Here is a 13,519-nt window from a genome sequence, read left to right as displayed (position 1 = left end):
CTCCAGGCGAGCGCCGCAGCCGTCACGCCGCCGGGCGGCCAGCTCCCGGCGACGGCCCCCGGGGGCACCGAGGGCATCGCCGGCCCGCGCAACGTGGATGAGGCGATCCGCAGCGGGAATGCCTACGCGGTCCGACCCGATGGCTCTCGCAAGGTCCACCGGCGACAGCCGAGCGTCGATCCCTCCCGTCGATAGCCGGGTGGCCGACCGGCCTCGTGGTTCCGGTGGCGGTCGGCGATCCCGACGGTTGCCCCGGGGCGCCTCCGTCGGCGGAGCACTCGACGACGGAATGGAACTTGGCGAGGGAGCAGAGCTTGGCGAGGGAGCAGGGAACGAGGGCGCTGCTCGCCGCTTTGCCCGCCGACACATCCTGGGAGCGAGACGATGAGCGACGCCGACACCCCGCGACCGGGCGACGATCCGGCGCCGATCGGAGATCCGTCGCCGGGCCCCCAGGAGCCGACCGGCGATCCGATGCCCGACCTCGGCCCGACGCCGCCGATGGACGACGCGGCCGCGATCGCGCAGACCGAGGAGCAGCCGAGCTAGCGGCTCTCAGTCGACCCGCTTCCGGTATCGGTTGCCGGTCGCGTCGGTGAGGATGATCGCGGCCGTGGTCGCGGGATCGACCGCGATGGCGGCCGGCGCGGGAATGGCGTCGGCGCGGCGCATCGATTGCGCCTGATCCATCGCAACGACGCCGAGCGCCGCCACGGTGATCGCGGACCACAATCCGGCTACGGCGACGGTGGGGATCTTCGGCACGCTGGAACCCTTACGATGGATCGTAGGATGCCGGTGATCGGTTAATGAGGCCGATCCACGGCGGGCGCTCAGTCCAAAAAGACGCGGACCCCGTCGGTGTTGAGGATGTCGCGCTGGTCGGCGCACCAGCGCTCGGCGCCGACCTCCGCGATCTCCCGAGCGAGGCGCTGCCCTTCCTCGTCGATCGCGGCCTGCGCCTGCCGGTGGCCGATCGCCTTGTCGAGGGTGGGACGAACCGTCCGGAGCAGCCCGTCCGACACCGTGTCGTCGATCGTGTCGGTCTTCCGGCAGTACAGCGTGATGCCGGCCTGCGCCCCGACGATGCGCACCATCCCCTGGACCATCTCGGCCTCCTCCTCGGCCGGGGACGGCGCGGCGAGACAGGGGCCGGCGCAGAGGATCAGGGCGAAGGCGACGCGTGCGTAGGTCATCGGCGGATCCATGGCCGACGACGCTCCCTCGGCGTCGCGGCAACGTCTCAACACCCGAGGGCAACGCTCGGCTCCGTCGGCCGCTTGCGCGAGCGCCGTGACCCGACTCCGCGCGCGCCGCCGGCCGAGGCGTCCCTTGCGTCGCGGCGAGGCCCGGCCGTGGATCGTCGGCCGGGCCCGGGCGGCGCATCGGCGCCGCAAGCGGCGTATCAGAAGCGATAGGTGAAGTTGCCCTTCGCCGCATGGTCCTCGGCGCGGGACCCGACCTGCCCGGTATAGGCGATGCCGATCGTGGCGTTGGCCGAGACCCGCAGGTCGAGCCCGGCCTCGGCGACGAGGGCGTCGCGGTCGATCGGGATGCCGGCGGTCAGGAAGCTCGGTCCGGTGCCGAAGGCGAGCAGCGCCTTGGGCACGACGTCGCCGAAGGCGCGGCGGTAGCCGATCAGGCCATGGGCCGAGACCGGCGTCCCGAACCCGAGGTCGAGGCTTGTCTGCGCCCGGACGCCGGCGGTGGCCGCCCCGAGGTCGTAATCGCGGGCGAAGCTCGTGAGCGCCGCGAGGCCCCCGGTCTCCACGAAGCGGTCGCGCCCGATCGAGACGTAGGCGCCCCCGACGAACGGCTCGATGTAGCTGAGCGCCTGGACCGCCGGCGCGACGGGATCCTTCGAGACCAGCGCCGAGCGGCCCTCGCCGAGGAAGATCCGGTAGCCAATCTCGCCGAAACCCTGGATCGTCGAGCCCCCGGTGCGGGCGCTCGGCGTGTCGGTCAGCCCGGCGAACAGAGCGGTGCGGCGCGTGCGCGCCGAATTGTCGGCGTAGACCGCGCCCAGCCGCAGCGAGACCGGGCCGAGCTCGTAGCCGCCGTAGACGCCGCCGAAGCCGCTCTCGATCGTCGCCGATTGCAGGCGGCCGGCCGTGTCGAGGCTGGTCGTGGTGTAGCCGCCGGCCACGCCGACCCGGATGCCGTTCTCGAGGCGCACGTCGCCGCCGAGCACGAAGCCCGAGGTCTGGCGGTTGAGCCCGGCGGCGTTGCCGTCGGTCCGCGCCTGCCCGAAGGCGCCGAAGCCCTGGCCCCAGAACCCGGCGACCCGCGGATCGATCACCTGCATCGGCACCGGCGACGGCGCGACGCGGCGCCCCGGCAGGTCCGCCGTGTAGGTGGCGGGCAGGGTGCCGTAGCTTAGGCTCTCGGGCGCCCCGGGGGTGGAGCCCCAGCGCATCCGGTCGAGGATCGCCTCGCGGACGAAGAACGCGGTCTCGAACTCGGCCGAGACCGTGCTCGCGTGGATGTCGCCGGCCAGCGACCCGAAGGCGCTGCGCGCCGCCTCCGGGTTGGTGGTCACGAGGATGGTCTCGTAGAGGCGGTTGCCGGCGCCGAGGCCTTCGATGCCGGCACCGACCGCGGACTGGTTGCGCGTCGTGCCGACCGAGGCGAAGGTCGTCGCGTTGCGCGACACCGAGAGGTCGACGGCGTTGGCGCCGTAGGCGAGGTCGGTCCCGATGAAGGTGTAGCTCGGGGTCGCGAGGTCGAAGCGCCCGGCGACGCCGCCGGCCGCGGTCAGGATGGTGTAGCGCTGCCCGAGCAGGCTCCGGGCTTCGGCCGCGCTGAGCGGCGCGGCGGCGTTCTCCAGCGACACCGAGACGGTGCCGCCGGCGATCTGCGCCGTGCCGGCCGCCGCGATCCGGTCGCTGCGCCCGCCCGGCGCGACCTCGACGGCGTAGAGCGAGCCGGCCGCGAAGGTCGCGTTGCCGGCGACCGTCAGCGTCCCGATGCTGTTGCCCGGCGCGACCGTTCCGCCGCCGCGGACGTTGAGGGCGCCGACGCTGCCGCCGCCGCCGAGGGTGCCGCCCGCGTTGACGTTGGCCGTCGAGGTGATGGAGCCGTTGACCGCGAGGAGGCCGCCGTTCACCTCGGTGGTGCCGGTATAGGTGCTGGCCCCGGTCAGCTCGAGCACGCCGCCGCCGGACTTCGTCAGGCCGCCCTGGTAGGTGCGCGCGAAAAAGGCCTGGTCGCGGGCGACCCGCCATCCGTACTCGGCCTGCTCGTCGGGCGTCGCCGTCGCGGGCAGCCCGTTCGTCCAGCCGCGCGCCGCCTTCGTCTGCTCCCAGGCCGCGTGCTCGGCGCTGTCCTCGACGAAGCGCTGGCGCAGGGCCGCGTCGGAGATGTTGTTCGACCAGGTGTCGGCGACGCCGGCGCCGAGGTTGGCGTCGAAGCGGCCGAGGAACTGGCCCGGGCCGTTCATCGCGCGGCCGAGGTCGATCTTGCCCCAGCCGAAGACCTCGTTCGGCACGTCGGCGGGGCCGGTCCCGAGATGGGTGGCGGTGGTCAGCAGCACGTCGCGCGCCTGCTCGTTGGTCATGTAGGCGTAGCGCTCCATCACCAGCGCCAGGGCGCCGGAGACGTGCGGGGCCGACATCGAGGTGCCGCTCTTCACCCCGTAGCCGGCCTCGCCGGTCGTGAGGTTGACCACCGTCGAGGTGATGCTGCGGCCGGGCGCGGCGATGCACCAGTACTTGGCGACGCCGCAGCGGTTGAACTGGGTCTGGTCGGCGGCATTCAGGCCCGACGCGGCGATCCAGTCCTTCTCGAGGTCCGGTTGGAAGTAGGGCAGCGCCGCGCGGATGGTCGGGTTGTTGACCCCGGCGTTGCCGGCGGCGACGACCTGGATCACGCCGGCGCGGCCCGCATCCGCGATGGCGTTGAGCCAGCTCAGCTGGCGCGTGAAGGGGGCGTAGGCGGCCGTGAGGCCGGCCAGCGTGTTGTAGTTGTCGCGCGGCGGCGGGCTGCCCCAGCTGCTGTTGATCAGCCGTGCGCCCTGCGCGACGAGGTTGCCGTAGGCGCCTTTGAAGTAGGCGTAGTCCGCGTTCGGGCCGTAGATCGACGAGTCGGTGCCGTTGGTGTTGGTCGCGATCAGCTGGGCGCCGAAGGCGACGCCGTGGGTGCCGGTGCCGTCGCGGTTGGCGACGATGGCGCCGTCGACGTGGGTGCCGTGGTCGTCGTTGACGCCGCGCACCCAGGTGCCGGGCACCGAATAGGGCTGGCCGGCGGTGAAGAAGTCCGAGCGCGTCGTGCCGCTGTCGTAGCGGAAGCTGCTCGAGGAATAGCTGCCGGTGTTGGTGATCGCCCGAGCGCGACCGGCGAATTCCGGATGCGTCCCGAGGAACCCCGAATCCACCGAGCCGACCAGGACGCCCCTGCCGGTGATGCCGCGGGCATAGGCTTGGTCGGCGTTCATCGAGGCCTTGCCGTAATCGGCGAGGTATTCCGGGGTGCGCCAGCTTGCCGGGTCGCCGACGCGACCGGGATCCTGGTAGCCGGCCGACTGCGCCAGAGCCGCCGGGGAAACCGTCGCGCACAGGGCATAGGTCAGGCCTGCGACGCCGAGCGCGCGCGGACGAAAGGTCAAGGGCATGAATGTCACCGTATTCGAGTGAAGAACTACGGCCGATGGCGGCACGCGAAGGTGCGTGTTCTTTCCGAAGAATGCGATCGACGCATTCCTTCGGGCATTCACGATGTCTTGTCGATGCGCATCGTTCTTGAACTTAGTAACGTATGAGCCTCACGTTTCCGTGACTCAAGCTGGAAACGAATGGAAATTCCGATCGCTCGGGATTGTGGCCGGGCGGCAACATTCGCGCCGTGGAGGAGCGCCCTGCCGGCCCGGCGGGCCGGCGCGGCGACAGCCGGCGGAGGGTGCCGCGACCCAGGGACCCAGCGCCCTGGCGGGAAGCGACGAAGAGCTTATCTGCGGCCTCACGGAACGATCGTTCCCGGATGCCGCGATCCGCGGACGCGTCCGGACGCGCCGGTCCGTCGTGCGCGTCCCGAGGGTCCGGCGTCCGGTTCGTCGAGGGCAAGCACGTCGAAGCAAGATCCGGAGCGCCCGGTCCGACACGGTCGGATCGCGCTCCGCGGTCGGGGAGAGGTGCAGACCCAGCCGATGTCAGAGACCGATCCGGAAGCCAACCGCTTTTCCGCCCGCGCCAGCCGCTACGCCCGCGTCGGCGCCAATGTCGGCGGCGTCGCCGCGCGGATGGCGGGCGCACGCCTGTTCGGCAAGGAGGGCACCACCAACGCGGCGGCGCTCGCCCAGGCGCTCGGCGGCCTCAAGGGCCCGATCATGAAGGTGGCGCAGCTGCTCGCCACCGTGCCCGACCTGCTGCCGCCCGAATACGCGGCCGAGCTGCAGAAGCTGCAATCGGATGCGCCGCCGATGGGCGCGGCCTTCGTCAAGCGCCGGATGCAGGCCGAGCTCGGGGTCGGCTGGCAGGCGCGGTTCGAGCGCTTCGACCTGAAGCCCGCCGCCGCCGCCTCGCTCGGCCAGGTCCATCGCGCCACCGCGCTCGACGGCACGGCGCTCGCCTGCAAGCTGCAGTACCCGGACATGCAGTCGGCGGTGGAAGCCGATCTGAAGCAGCTCGAGGTCGCCTTCGCCCTGCACCGGCGGATGAATTCCTGGCTCGACACCCGCGAGATCGCCAAGGAGATCGGCGCCCGGGTGCGGGAGGAGCTCGACTACGCCCGCGAGGCCAAGCACGGCGCGCTCTACGGCGCCGTGCTCAAGGACATCGCGCAGGTGCGCGTGCCGGCGATCCACGAGGACCTTTCGACCAAGCGCCTGCTCACGCTCGGCTGGCTCGACGGCGAGCGCATCCTGAGCTTCACCGAGTCGCCGGTCGAGATCCGCAACCGCATCGCCCAGGCGATGTTCAAGGCGTGGTGGCACCCGTTCAGCCGCGCCGCGGTGATCCATGGCGACCCGCATCTCGGCAACTACACCGTGTTCTCGGAGGGCGGCGCGGGGGACCGGGAGCCGCAGGGCATCAACCTGCTCGATTACGGCTGCGTGCGGATCTTCCATCCGCGCTTCGTCGGCGGCGTGGTCGACCTCTACCGCGGCCTCCTCACCGACGACATGGCCCGGATCGTCCACGCCTACGAGGTCTGGGGCTTCAAGGACCTCGACAAGGAGAAGATCGAGATCCTCAACATCTGGGCGCGGTTCATCTACGGGCCGCTGCTGGAGGACCGCACCCGCACCGTCGCCGACGGGGTGAAGCCGGGCGAATACGGCCGGCGCCAGGCCTTCGAGGTGCACCAAGCCCTCAAGGCGCGGGGCCCGGTGACGGTGCCGCAGGAATTCGTGTTCATGGACCGGGCCGCCGTCGGCCTGGGCGCGGTGTTCCTGCACCTCAAGTCCGAGCTGAACTACCACCGCCTGTTCGAGGCCGAGATCGAGCGCTTCAGCCTCGACGCCCTCGCCGCGCGGCAGGCCGAGGCGCTCGGCGCGGTGGGGCTGGCCCTGCCGGCCTGACCGGGGCGGCGGGCCGCGGAGGCGGTCTTCGCCGGCTCACGATCGCGTGTTCGGCGGGTGTTTTGTGCGCAAGTGAATTGAGGCCCAAGCGAAGCCGTGCGATGCCGGTTGCGGCCGATTGCGGCAGCAATAAGCTTGGGCTAAACCCGCACCCATCGAGAGTGGTAGCGTCGAGGACGAGCGCACGATGGCCGATACGAAGGGCGTTTCCGGGGTGGCCTACAGCCCCGCGATGGACGCGAAGACGCACGAGCAGACCTATCGGGGATTCGTCCGCTTCGTCGAGATCGCCACCGGGGTGGTGATCTGCTGGGTGCTCGCGCTGGCGGTCGGCGGCATCCGCGAGGCTTGGCTCACGGCGATCCTCGGCGTCGTCCTGTCGAGTGCGGCCGGCGCGCTCGGCGCCTTCGCTCCGAACATCGGCTGGCGCGCGCCTTGCGTCGTGGCCATCCTGATGGCGCTCTACCTCGCCTTCGCCTGAACGCTCGTCCTCTCCCTGAGGCCGGGACGGTCCGCGCCCCGCGCCCGGGCCTGCCATTACAATCGTAACGCTTCCGTCAGTCCGTCCGTTCAACCCGCCTCGAAAAGCCGTTCCATTTCGCGCATTCGGGAGCGGTCCATCGAGGGGAAATCCTGAATGCGCATCGCTGTCCTGTCGGAGACCGATTCCGCGGAACCGCGGGTCGCGGCGGTGCCCGAGACGGTCAAGAAGTTCCTGGCGCTCGGCGCGGACGTGACCGTGCAGTCGGGCGCCGGGCTGAAGGCCGGCATGCCGGATTCCGAGTACGAGGCCGTCGGCGCCTCGGTCGCGGCCTCGGCCGAGGAGGCCGCCCGCGACGCCGACCTGATCCTCAAGGTCCGCCGCCCCGCCGCCGAGGAGCTGAAGCTCCTGAAGCGGGGCGCCGTGGTCGTCGCGATCATGGACCCCTACGGCCGCGAGGCCGAGCTGCAGGCGATGGCCGAGGCCGGCGTCGACGGCTTCGCCATGGAGCTGATGCCGCGCATCACCCGTGCGCAGGTGATGGACGTGCTCTCGAGCCAGGCCAACCTCGCCGGCTACCGTTCGGTGGTCGACGGTGCCTCCGAGTACGGCCGCGCCATGCCGATGATGATGACGGCGGCCGGCACCGTGCCCGCCGCCCGCGTGTTCGTGATGGGCGTCGGCGTCGCCGGGCTCCAGGCGATCGCCACGGCGCGCCGCATGGGCGCGGTCGTCACCGCCACCGACGTGCGCCCCGCCACCAAGGAGCAGGTCGAGTCGCTCGGCGCGAAGTTCGTCGCCGTCGAGGACGACGAGTTCAAGCAGGCCGAGACCAAGGGCGGCTACGCCAAGGAGATGTCGGCCGAGTACCAGAAGAAACAGGCCGAGCTGGTCGCGACCCACATCGCCAAGCAGGACATCGTCATCACCACGGCGCTGATCCCCGGGCGCCCGGCGCCGAAGCTCGTCTCGGCGGCGATGGTCGCCTCGATGAAGCCCGGCTCGGTGCTGGTCGACCTCGCGGTCGAGCGCGGCGGCAACGTCGAGGGCGCTAAGCCCGGCGAGGTCGTGGTCAACGATCGCGGCGTGAAGATCGTCGGCCACCTCAATGTCGCCGGCCGCCTCGCGGCGAGCGCCTCGGCGCTCTACGCGCGCAACCTCTACGCCTTCGTCGAGACCCTGGTCGACAAGGAGTCGAAGGCTCTGGCGATCAAGTGGGACGACGAGCTCGTCAAGGCCACGAACCTGACCCACGACGGCGCCGTCGTGCACCCGTCCTTCCAGCCGAAGGCCGACGCGGCGGTCGCCGACCGCCCGCAGGACGCGCCGCAATCCGAGCAGGCCTCGGTCGGGCTGTCGAAGACCGGGGTGTCGCAGTCACCCAGCACACAGGCAACGGGCGCGGCGTAGGCCGGTCGCGAGGAGCATAACGATGGCCAACATCCCCCCCGATCAGGCGGTCGACCAGACCCGCGTCCTCGCCGACACCGCGCGCTCGGCCGCCGCCGCCGCGCGCAACGCCGCCGACCAGGCCCAGGCCATCGCCGACGGCGTCGGCCACGGTCTCAGCGCCGTGACCCACGGCGCGGTCGACGCCACCGTGTTCCAGCTCGCGATCTTCGTGCTCGCGATCTTCGTCGGCTACTACGTGGTGTGGTCGGTGACCCCGGCGCTGCACACGCCGCTGATGTCAGTCACCAACGCGATCTCGTCGGTGATCATCGTCGGCGCGATCCTGGCCGCCGGCGTGCCCCTGATCGAGAAGGGCACCGGCTGGGCCCGCGCCTTCGGGTTCATCGGCATCGTGCTGGCGAGCGTGAACATCTTCGGCGGCTTCCTGGTGACCCAGCGCATGCTCGCCATGTACAAGAAGAAGGCCTGAGACATGTCCCAGAACGTCTCCGCCCTTCTCTACATCGTCTCTGGCGTCCTGTTCATCATGGCGCTGCGGGGGCTCTCGCACCCGACGACGTCGCGGCAGGGCAACCTCTACGGCATGATCGGCATGGCGCTCGCCGTGCTCACCACCCTGGTCGGCCATCCGCCGGCCGGCGCGGCCGCCTGGCTCCTCGTCTTCCTCGGGCTCGCCATCGGCGGCGGCGCGGGTGCGGTCATCGCCAAGCGCGTGCCGATGACGGCGATGCCGCAGCTCGTGGCGGCCTTCCACTCGCTCGTCGGCCTCGCCGCGGTCGCGGGCGCGGCGGCGACCCTCTACGCGCCGCAGGCGGTGGGCATCCTCGAGAACGGCCACATCCACAAGGAGTCGCTGTTCGAGATGGCGCTCGGCGCGGCGATCGGCGCGATCACCTTCACCGGCTCGGTCATCGCCTTCGCCAAGCTCGACGGACGCATGTCCGGCAAGCCGATCATGCTGCCGAGCCGCCACCTCATCAACATCGGCCTCGCGGTGGCGCTGGTCGTGCTGATCGCGGTGTTCATCGGCGGCGAGAGCAAGGTCGTGTTCTGGCTGATCGTGCTGCTGTCGTTCGCGCTCGGCGGCCTGCTCATCATCCCGATCGGCGGCGCCGACATGCCCGTCGTCGTCTCGATGCTGAACTCGTACTCGGGCTGGGCCGCGGCCGGCATCGGCTTCACGCTCGGCAACCTCGCGCTGATCATCACCGGCGCGCTGGTCGGCTCCTCGGGCGCGATCCTGTCCTACATCATGTGCCACGCGATGAACCGCTCGTTCATCTCGGTGATCCTCGGCGGCTTCGGCGGCGACGCGCCTGCGGCCGGCGGCGGCGAGGTCGAGACCCGGCCGGTCAAGCAGGGCTCGTCGGACGACGCGGCCTACATCATGAAGAACGCCGAGCGGGTCATCATCGTGCCGGGCTACGGCATGGCGGTGGCGCAGGCCCAGCACTCGCTCCGCGAGATGGCCGACCTGCTCAAGAAGGAGGGCGTCGACGTGAAGTACGCCATCCATCCCGTCGCCGGCCGCATGCCCGGTCACATGAACGTGCTGCTCGCCGAAGCCAACGTCCCCTACGACGAGGTGTTCGAGCTGGAGGACATCAACGGCGAGTTCCCGCAGGCCGACGTAGCCTTCGTGATCGGCGCCAACGACGTCACCAACCCGGCCGCCAAGACCGACAAGACCTCGCCGATCTACGGCATGCCGATCCTCGACGTGGAGCGGGCCAAGACCGTTCTGTTCATCAAGCGCGGCATGGGCTCGGGCTACGCCGGCGTCGAGAACGAGGTGTTCTTCCGCGACAACACGATGATGCTGTTCGGCGACGCCAAGAAGGTCGTCGACCAGATCCTCAAGAACCTCTGATCCGGGCTTCCCGGGGTCGGGGTCGAAGGGCGGGCAGCGATGCCCGCCCTTTTTGCGTCGCGCAGCCCCCGCGTCCTCGGCTGCGGCCCGCGGGAATGGCGCCGGAGCGTCTTCAAGCGAGGCGGATCCCGGCTCGCGTGAAGAAAACGCGCGCTCTCAGCGCGATGGAGCATCGTCCGTGATCCCTGGATCACGGACGATGCTCCAGGCATGACAGACGTCGAGCGGGGCCCTACAACGCGCAACGCCGACCGCCGATCCGGCGCGATGGATCTCCAACCCGGGGCTGGCATGTCGCCCGAGACTTCCGATCCCGATCGACTGGCCGAGTTGGAAGCGTTCGCCGTCCTCGACACGGCACCCGAGGAAGCCTTCGACGACGCGGTGCAGATCGCCCGCACGATCTGCCTCGCCCCCGTGGCCCTGGTCAGCCTCGTCGCCGCCGACCGGCAGTGGTTCAAGGCCCGCGTCGGCTTCCCGCGCTGCGAGACCGACTTGAACGCGTCGGTCTGCAAGTACGCGCTCGGCGAGCCCGATCTCCTCGTCATCCCCGACCTGACGCTGGACCCGCGCACCCGCGACAACCCGCTGGTGACCGGCGATCCGCGGATTCGCTTCTATGCCGGGGCGCCGCTGCGCACGACGAGCGGCAGGGCGCTGGGCAGCCTCTGCGTGATCGACAACGTGCCCCGGCCCGACGGCCTCACCGAGGAGCAGGCGGACGCGCTGCGGCGGCTCGCGCGGCAGATCATGATCCTGATGCGCGAGCGGCGCCAGCTGGTCCGCCTGCGGGCGGAGGAGCGCCTGACCCGCGCCGCCTCGATCCGCCGGGCGGCCCTGATCGAGCTCGGCGACCACCTGCGCGACGTGGCCTCGGTGGCGGCGATGACCGCCAAGGCGGCGGAGATCGTCGGGCGGACGCTCGATGCGAGCCGGGCCGGCTACGGCGAGATCGACGCCAGCGGGGCGGAGGTCACCGTCCTCGAGGACTGGACCGCGTCCGGCGCCGGCAGCCTCGCCGGGACCCATCGCTTCGCCGATTTCGGCCGGCTGGGCGCCTCGATCGAGCGCGGCGACGCCCTCGTCGTCCGCGCGGTCGCGGACGATCCGCGCACCGCCGCGTTCGCGGCTCCGTTCGCGGCGCTCGCCATCGGCGCGATGCTCGACGTGCCGGTGCGGGAGCGCGGGCGCACGGTGGGGCTGTTCTTCGTCCACGCCGCCGCGCCGCGCGACTGGCTGCCGGAGGAGATCGCCTTCGCCCGCAACGTCGCGGACCGGGTCCAGGTCGGCATCGGCCGCCTGCGGGCCGAGGAGCAGCAGGCGGTGCTCAACCGCGAGCTCAGCCACCGCATGAAGAACACGCTGGCGATGGTGCAGGCCATCGCGATGCAGACCATGCGCAACGCCACCGACCTCGAAGCCGCCCGCGACGCCCTCGCCAACCGGCTGATCGCGCTCGGCAAGGCCCACGACATCCTGCTCGACGGCACCCGCGAGAGCGCCAGCCTGGAGAAGGTCGTCCACGGCGCGCTGACGATCCACGACGATGCCCAGGCGGGCCGCCTGCGGCTGTTTGGGCCGCACGTTCAGGTCGGCTCCAAGGCCGCCCTGTCGCTGTCGCTGATGATCCACGAGCTGGCGACGAACGCCGCCAAGTACGGCGCCCTCTCGACGCCCGCGGGCTTCGTGGTGGTGGACTGGTCGATCGACCCGGAGGGCCGCGAGCCGATGGTCCGGCTGCGCTGGGCCGAGAGCGGTGGGCCGCGGGTCGCGCACCCGACCCGGATGGGGTTCGGCAGCCGCCTGATCGAGCGCGGCCTCGCCGGGGCGATCGGCGGCGAGGTCCGCCTGACCTACCCGCCCGACGGCGTGCTGTGCGAGCTGGCCGTGCCCCTGGCCGGGATGGAGGCCGACGAGTAGCGCCGACGCCCGCACGCGGACCGGGATTTGGCCGCCGTTGCGGTCTATGGTGCGCCCCGTGTCAGCCCTGCTTCCAGAGTCCCGCGCCTTCCTCGGCGTCACCCGGTCCATCCTCGGGCGGCCGTGGCGGGAGCGCTGCGCCGACCCGGCCGCGCAGGCCTACGCCGCCACCATGGTCCAGGCCCATGGCCTGCCGGAGCTGCTGGCCCGCGTGCTTGCCGGGCGCGGCGTCCGGCCGGACGGGTCGGAGGCCTACCTGCGCCCGCGCCTGCGCGACCTGATGCCCGACCCCGCCTGCCTCGTCGACATGGAAGCCGCCGCCGATCGCCTCGCGCGGGCGGTGCGGCAGGGCGAGAGCGTCGCGGTGTTCGGCGATTACGACGTCGACGGCGCCGCGAGCGCGGCCCTGCTGGCCGGATACCTGCGCGCGCTCGGCGTGCCGACCCGCATCCACATCCCCGACCGGATCACCGAGGGCTACGGCCCGAACACCGCCGCGGTCGCCGCGCTGGCGGGGGAGGGGGCGACCCTGCTGGTCTGCGTCGATTGCGGCACCAGCGGGCACGGGCCCCTGGCGGAGGCGGCGCGGATCGGCCTCGACGTGCTCGTCCTCGACCACCACGGCGCCCCCGAGCTGCTGCCGCCGGTGCGCGCGCTGGTGAACCCGAACCGCCTCGACGACCTGTCGGGCCTCGGCCATCTCTGCGCCGCGGGCGTCGTGTTCCTGACGCTGGTGGCCCTGGCCCGGACGCTGCGGGCGGAGGGGGCCTTCGCCGCGCGCCCCGAGCCGTCGCTGACCGACGCCCTCGACCTGGTGGCGCTGGCCACCGTCGCCGACGTGGTGCCGCTGACCGGCCTCAACCGCGCCTTCGTGGTCCAGGGGCTGACCGTGATGCGCGCCCGCGGCCGCCACGGCCTCGCGGCGCTCCTCGATGCCGCCGCCCTCGACGGGCCGCCGGAGGCGTGGCACCTCGGCTATCTCCTCGGCCCCCGCATCAACGCCGGCGGGCGCATCGGCGACGCGGGTCTGGGCGCGCGCCTGCTCACCACCGACGACCCCGCCGAGGCCGCCCGCATCGCGGTCGAGCTCGACCGCCTGAATCGCGAGCGCCAGGCGATCGAGGCGCAGGCCGTGGCCGAGGCCGAGGCCGAGATGGACCACGCGCTCGGCCGCGACCCCGATCGCCCGGTGCTGGTCGCAGGCAGCGCCGAATGGCACCCGGGCATCGTCGGGCTGATCGCGGCGCGGCTCAAGGAGCGCTTCGGCCGGCCGGCCTTCGCCTTCGCCCTGCGGCCGGACGGGACGGCCACCGGCTCGGGG

At 71.8% G+C, this 13,519-nt stretch carries 11 protein-coding genes and 1 pseudogene; 9 read left to right on the top strand and 3 right to left on the bottom strand.

What is annotated here, in order from left to right:
- Together FV230_RS30340 and FV230_RS29710 are read left to right on the top strand one after the other, a co-directional pair.
- Nucleotides 1-195: pseudogene (locus FV230_RS30340) on the top strand (hypothetical protein); the annotation flags it as partial.
- Between the two features lie 189 nt (nt 196-384).
- Nucleotides 385-549, top strand: coding sequence for a hypothetical protein (locus FV230_RS29710; RefSeq protein WP_187274755.1), 165 nt, complete (start codon nt 385-387; stop codon nt 547-549).
- A 6-nt stretch (nt 550-555) separates the two neighbouring features.
- Here the strand turns inward: FV230_RS29710 and FV230_RS15550 are convergent, their stop codons facing one another.
- From FV230_RS15550 to FV230_RS31245, 3 genes are all read right to left on the bottom strand, one after another.
- Nucleotides 556-765, bottom strand: coding sequence for a hypothetical protein (locus FV230_RS15550; protein WP_147843038.1), 210 nt, complete (start codon nt 763-765; stop codon nt 556-558).
- Nucleotides 766-833: 68 nt separating this feature from the next.
- Nucleotides 834-1,196, bottom strand: coding sequence for a hypothetical protein (locus tag FV230_RS15545; RefSeq protein WP_147843037.1), 363 nt, complete (start codon nt 1,194-1,196; stop codon nt 834-836).
- A gap of 209 nt (nt 1,197-1,405) precedes the next feature.
- Nucleotides 1,406-4,609, bottom strand: a complete 3,204-nt coding sequence (locus FV230_RS31245; RefSeq protein ID WP_147843036.1) for an autotransporter serine protease — start codon at nt 4,607-4,609, stop codon at nt 1,406-1,408.
- A 531-nt stretch (nt 4,610-5,140) separates the two neighbouring features.
- Between FV230_RS31245 and FV230_RS15535 the strand changes: the two genes are divergently transcribed.
- The 7 genes from FV230_RS15535 to FV230_RS15505 all read left to right on the top strand — a co-directional run.
- Nucleotides 5,141-6,514 (top strand): AarF/UbiB family protein, encoded by a 1,374-nt coding sequence (locus tag FV230_RS15535; protein WP_147726542.1) that lies wholly within the window; start codon nt 5,141-5,143, stop codon nt 6,512-6,514.
- A gap of 187 nt (nt 6,515-6,701) precedes the next feature.
- Nucleotides 6,702-6,995 (top strand): aa3-type cytochrome c oxidase subunit IV, encoded by a 294-nt coding sequence (locus FV230_RS15530; RefSeq protein ID WP_147726543.1) that lies wholly within the window; start codon nt 6,702-6,704, stop codon nt 6,993-6,995.
- A 156-nt stretch (nt 6,996-7,151) separates the two neighbouring features.
- Entirely contained in the window at nt 7,152-8,405 is a 1,254-nt protein-coding gene (locus FV230_RS15525) for a Re/Si-specific NAD(P)(+) transhydrogenase subunit alpha (protein ID WP_147726545.1), read from the top strand.
- A 22-nt stretch (nt 8,406-8,427) separates the two neighbouring features.
- Complete coding sequence (locus FV230_RS15520) at nt 8,428-8,877, top strand: NAD(P) transhydrogenase subunit alpha (RefSeq protein WP_147726547.1); 450 nt, start codon at nt 8,428-8,430, stop codon at nt 8,875-8,877.
- Nucleotides 8,878-8,880: 3 nt separating this feature from the next.
- Nucleotides 8,881-10,278 (top strand): NAD(P)(+) transhydrogenase (Re/Si-specific) subunit beta, encoded by a 1,398-nt coding sequence (locus FV230_RS15515; RefSeq protein ID WP_147843035.1) that lies wholly within the window; start codon nt 8,881-8,883, stop codon nt 10,276-10,278.
- Nucleotides 10,279-10,545: 267 nt separating this feature from the next.
- Entirely contained in the window at nt 10,546-12,198 is a 1,653-nt protein-coding gene (locus FV230_RS15510; protein WP_246694865.1) for a GAF domain-containing protein, read from the top strand.
- Between the two features lie 46 nt (nt 12,199-12,244).
- Nucleotides 12,245-13,519, top strand: a 1,275-nt coding sequence (locus FV230_RS15505) for a DHH family phosphoesterase (RefSeq protein WP_147843034.1), incomplete at its 3' end; no start/stop codon positions are given.

This window comes from Methylobacterium sp. WL6, assembly GCF_008040095.1.
Lineage (GTDB): Bacteria > Pseudomonadota > Alphaproteobacteria > Rhizobiales > Beijerinckiaceae > Methylobacterium.
Note: the sequence above shows the minus strand (reverse complement) of the source record. Positions and strands in the feature narration are given on the sequence as shown.

Bases quoted from the DNA above. Each gene is read 5' to 3' on its own strand.
- FV230_RS31245 (WP_147843036.1), bottom strand. From the start codon at position 4,609: ATGCCCTTGACCTTTCGTCCGCGCGCGCTCGGCGTCGCAGGCCTGACC.
- FV230_RS15525 (WP_147726545.1), top strand. From the start codon at position 7,152: ATGCGCATCGCTGTCCTGTCGGAGACCGATTCCGCGGAACCGCGGGTC.
- FV230_RS15535 (WP_147726542.1), top strand. From the start codon at position 5,141: ATGTCAGAGACCGATCCGGAAGCCAACCGCTTTTCCGCCCGCGCCAGC.
- FV230_RS15520 (WP_147726547.1), top strand. From the start codon at position 8,428: ATGGCCAACATCCCCCCCGATCAGGCGGTCGACCAGACCCGCGTCCTC.
- FV230_RS29710 (WP_187274755.1), top strand. From the start codon at position 385: ATGAGCGACGCCGACACCCCGCGACCGGGCGACGATCCGGCGCCGATC.
- FV230_RS15515 (WP_147843035.1), top strand. From the start codon at position 8,881: ATGTCCCAGAACGTCTCCGCCCTTCTCTACATCGTCTCTGGCGTCCTG.
- FV230_RS15545 (WP_147843037.1), bottom strand. From the start codon at position 1,196: ATGACCTACGCACGCGTCGCCTTCGCCCTGATCCTCTGCGCCGGCCCC.
- FV230_RS15510 (WP_246694865.1), top strand. From the start codon at position 10,546: ATGGATCTCCAACCCGGGGCTGGCATGTCGCCCGAGACTTCCGATCCC.
- FV230_RS15530 (WP_147726543.1), top strand. From the start codon at position 6,702: ATGGCCGATACGAAGGGCGTTTCCGGGGTGGCCTACAGCCCCGCGATG.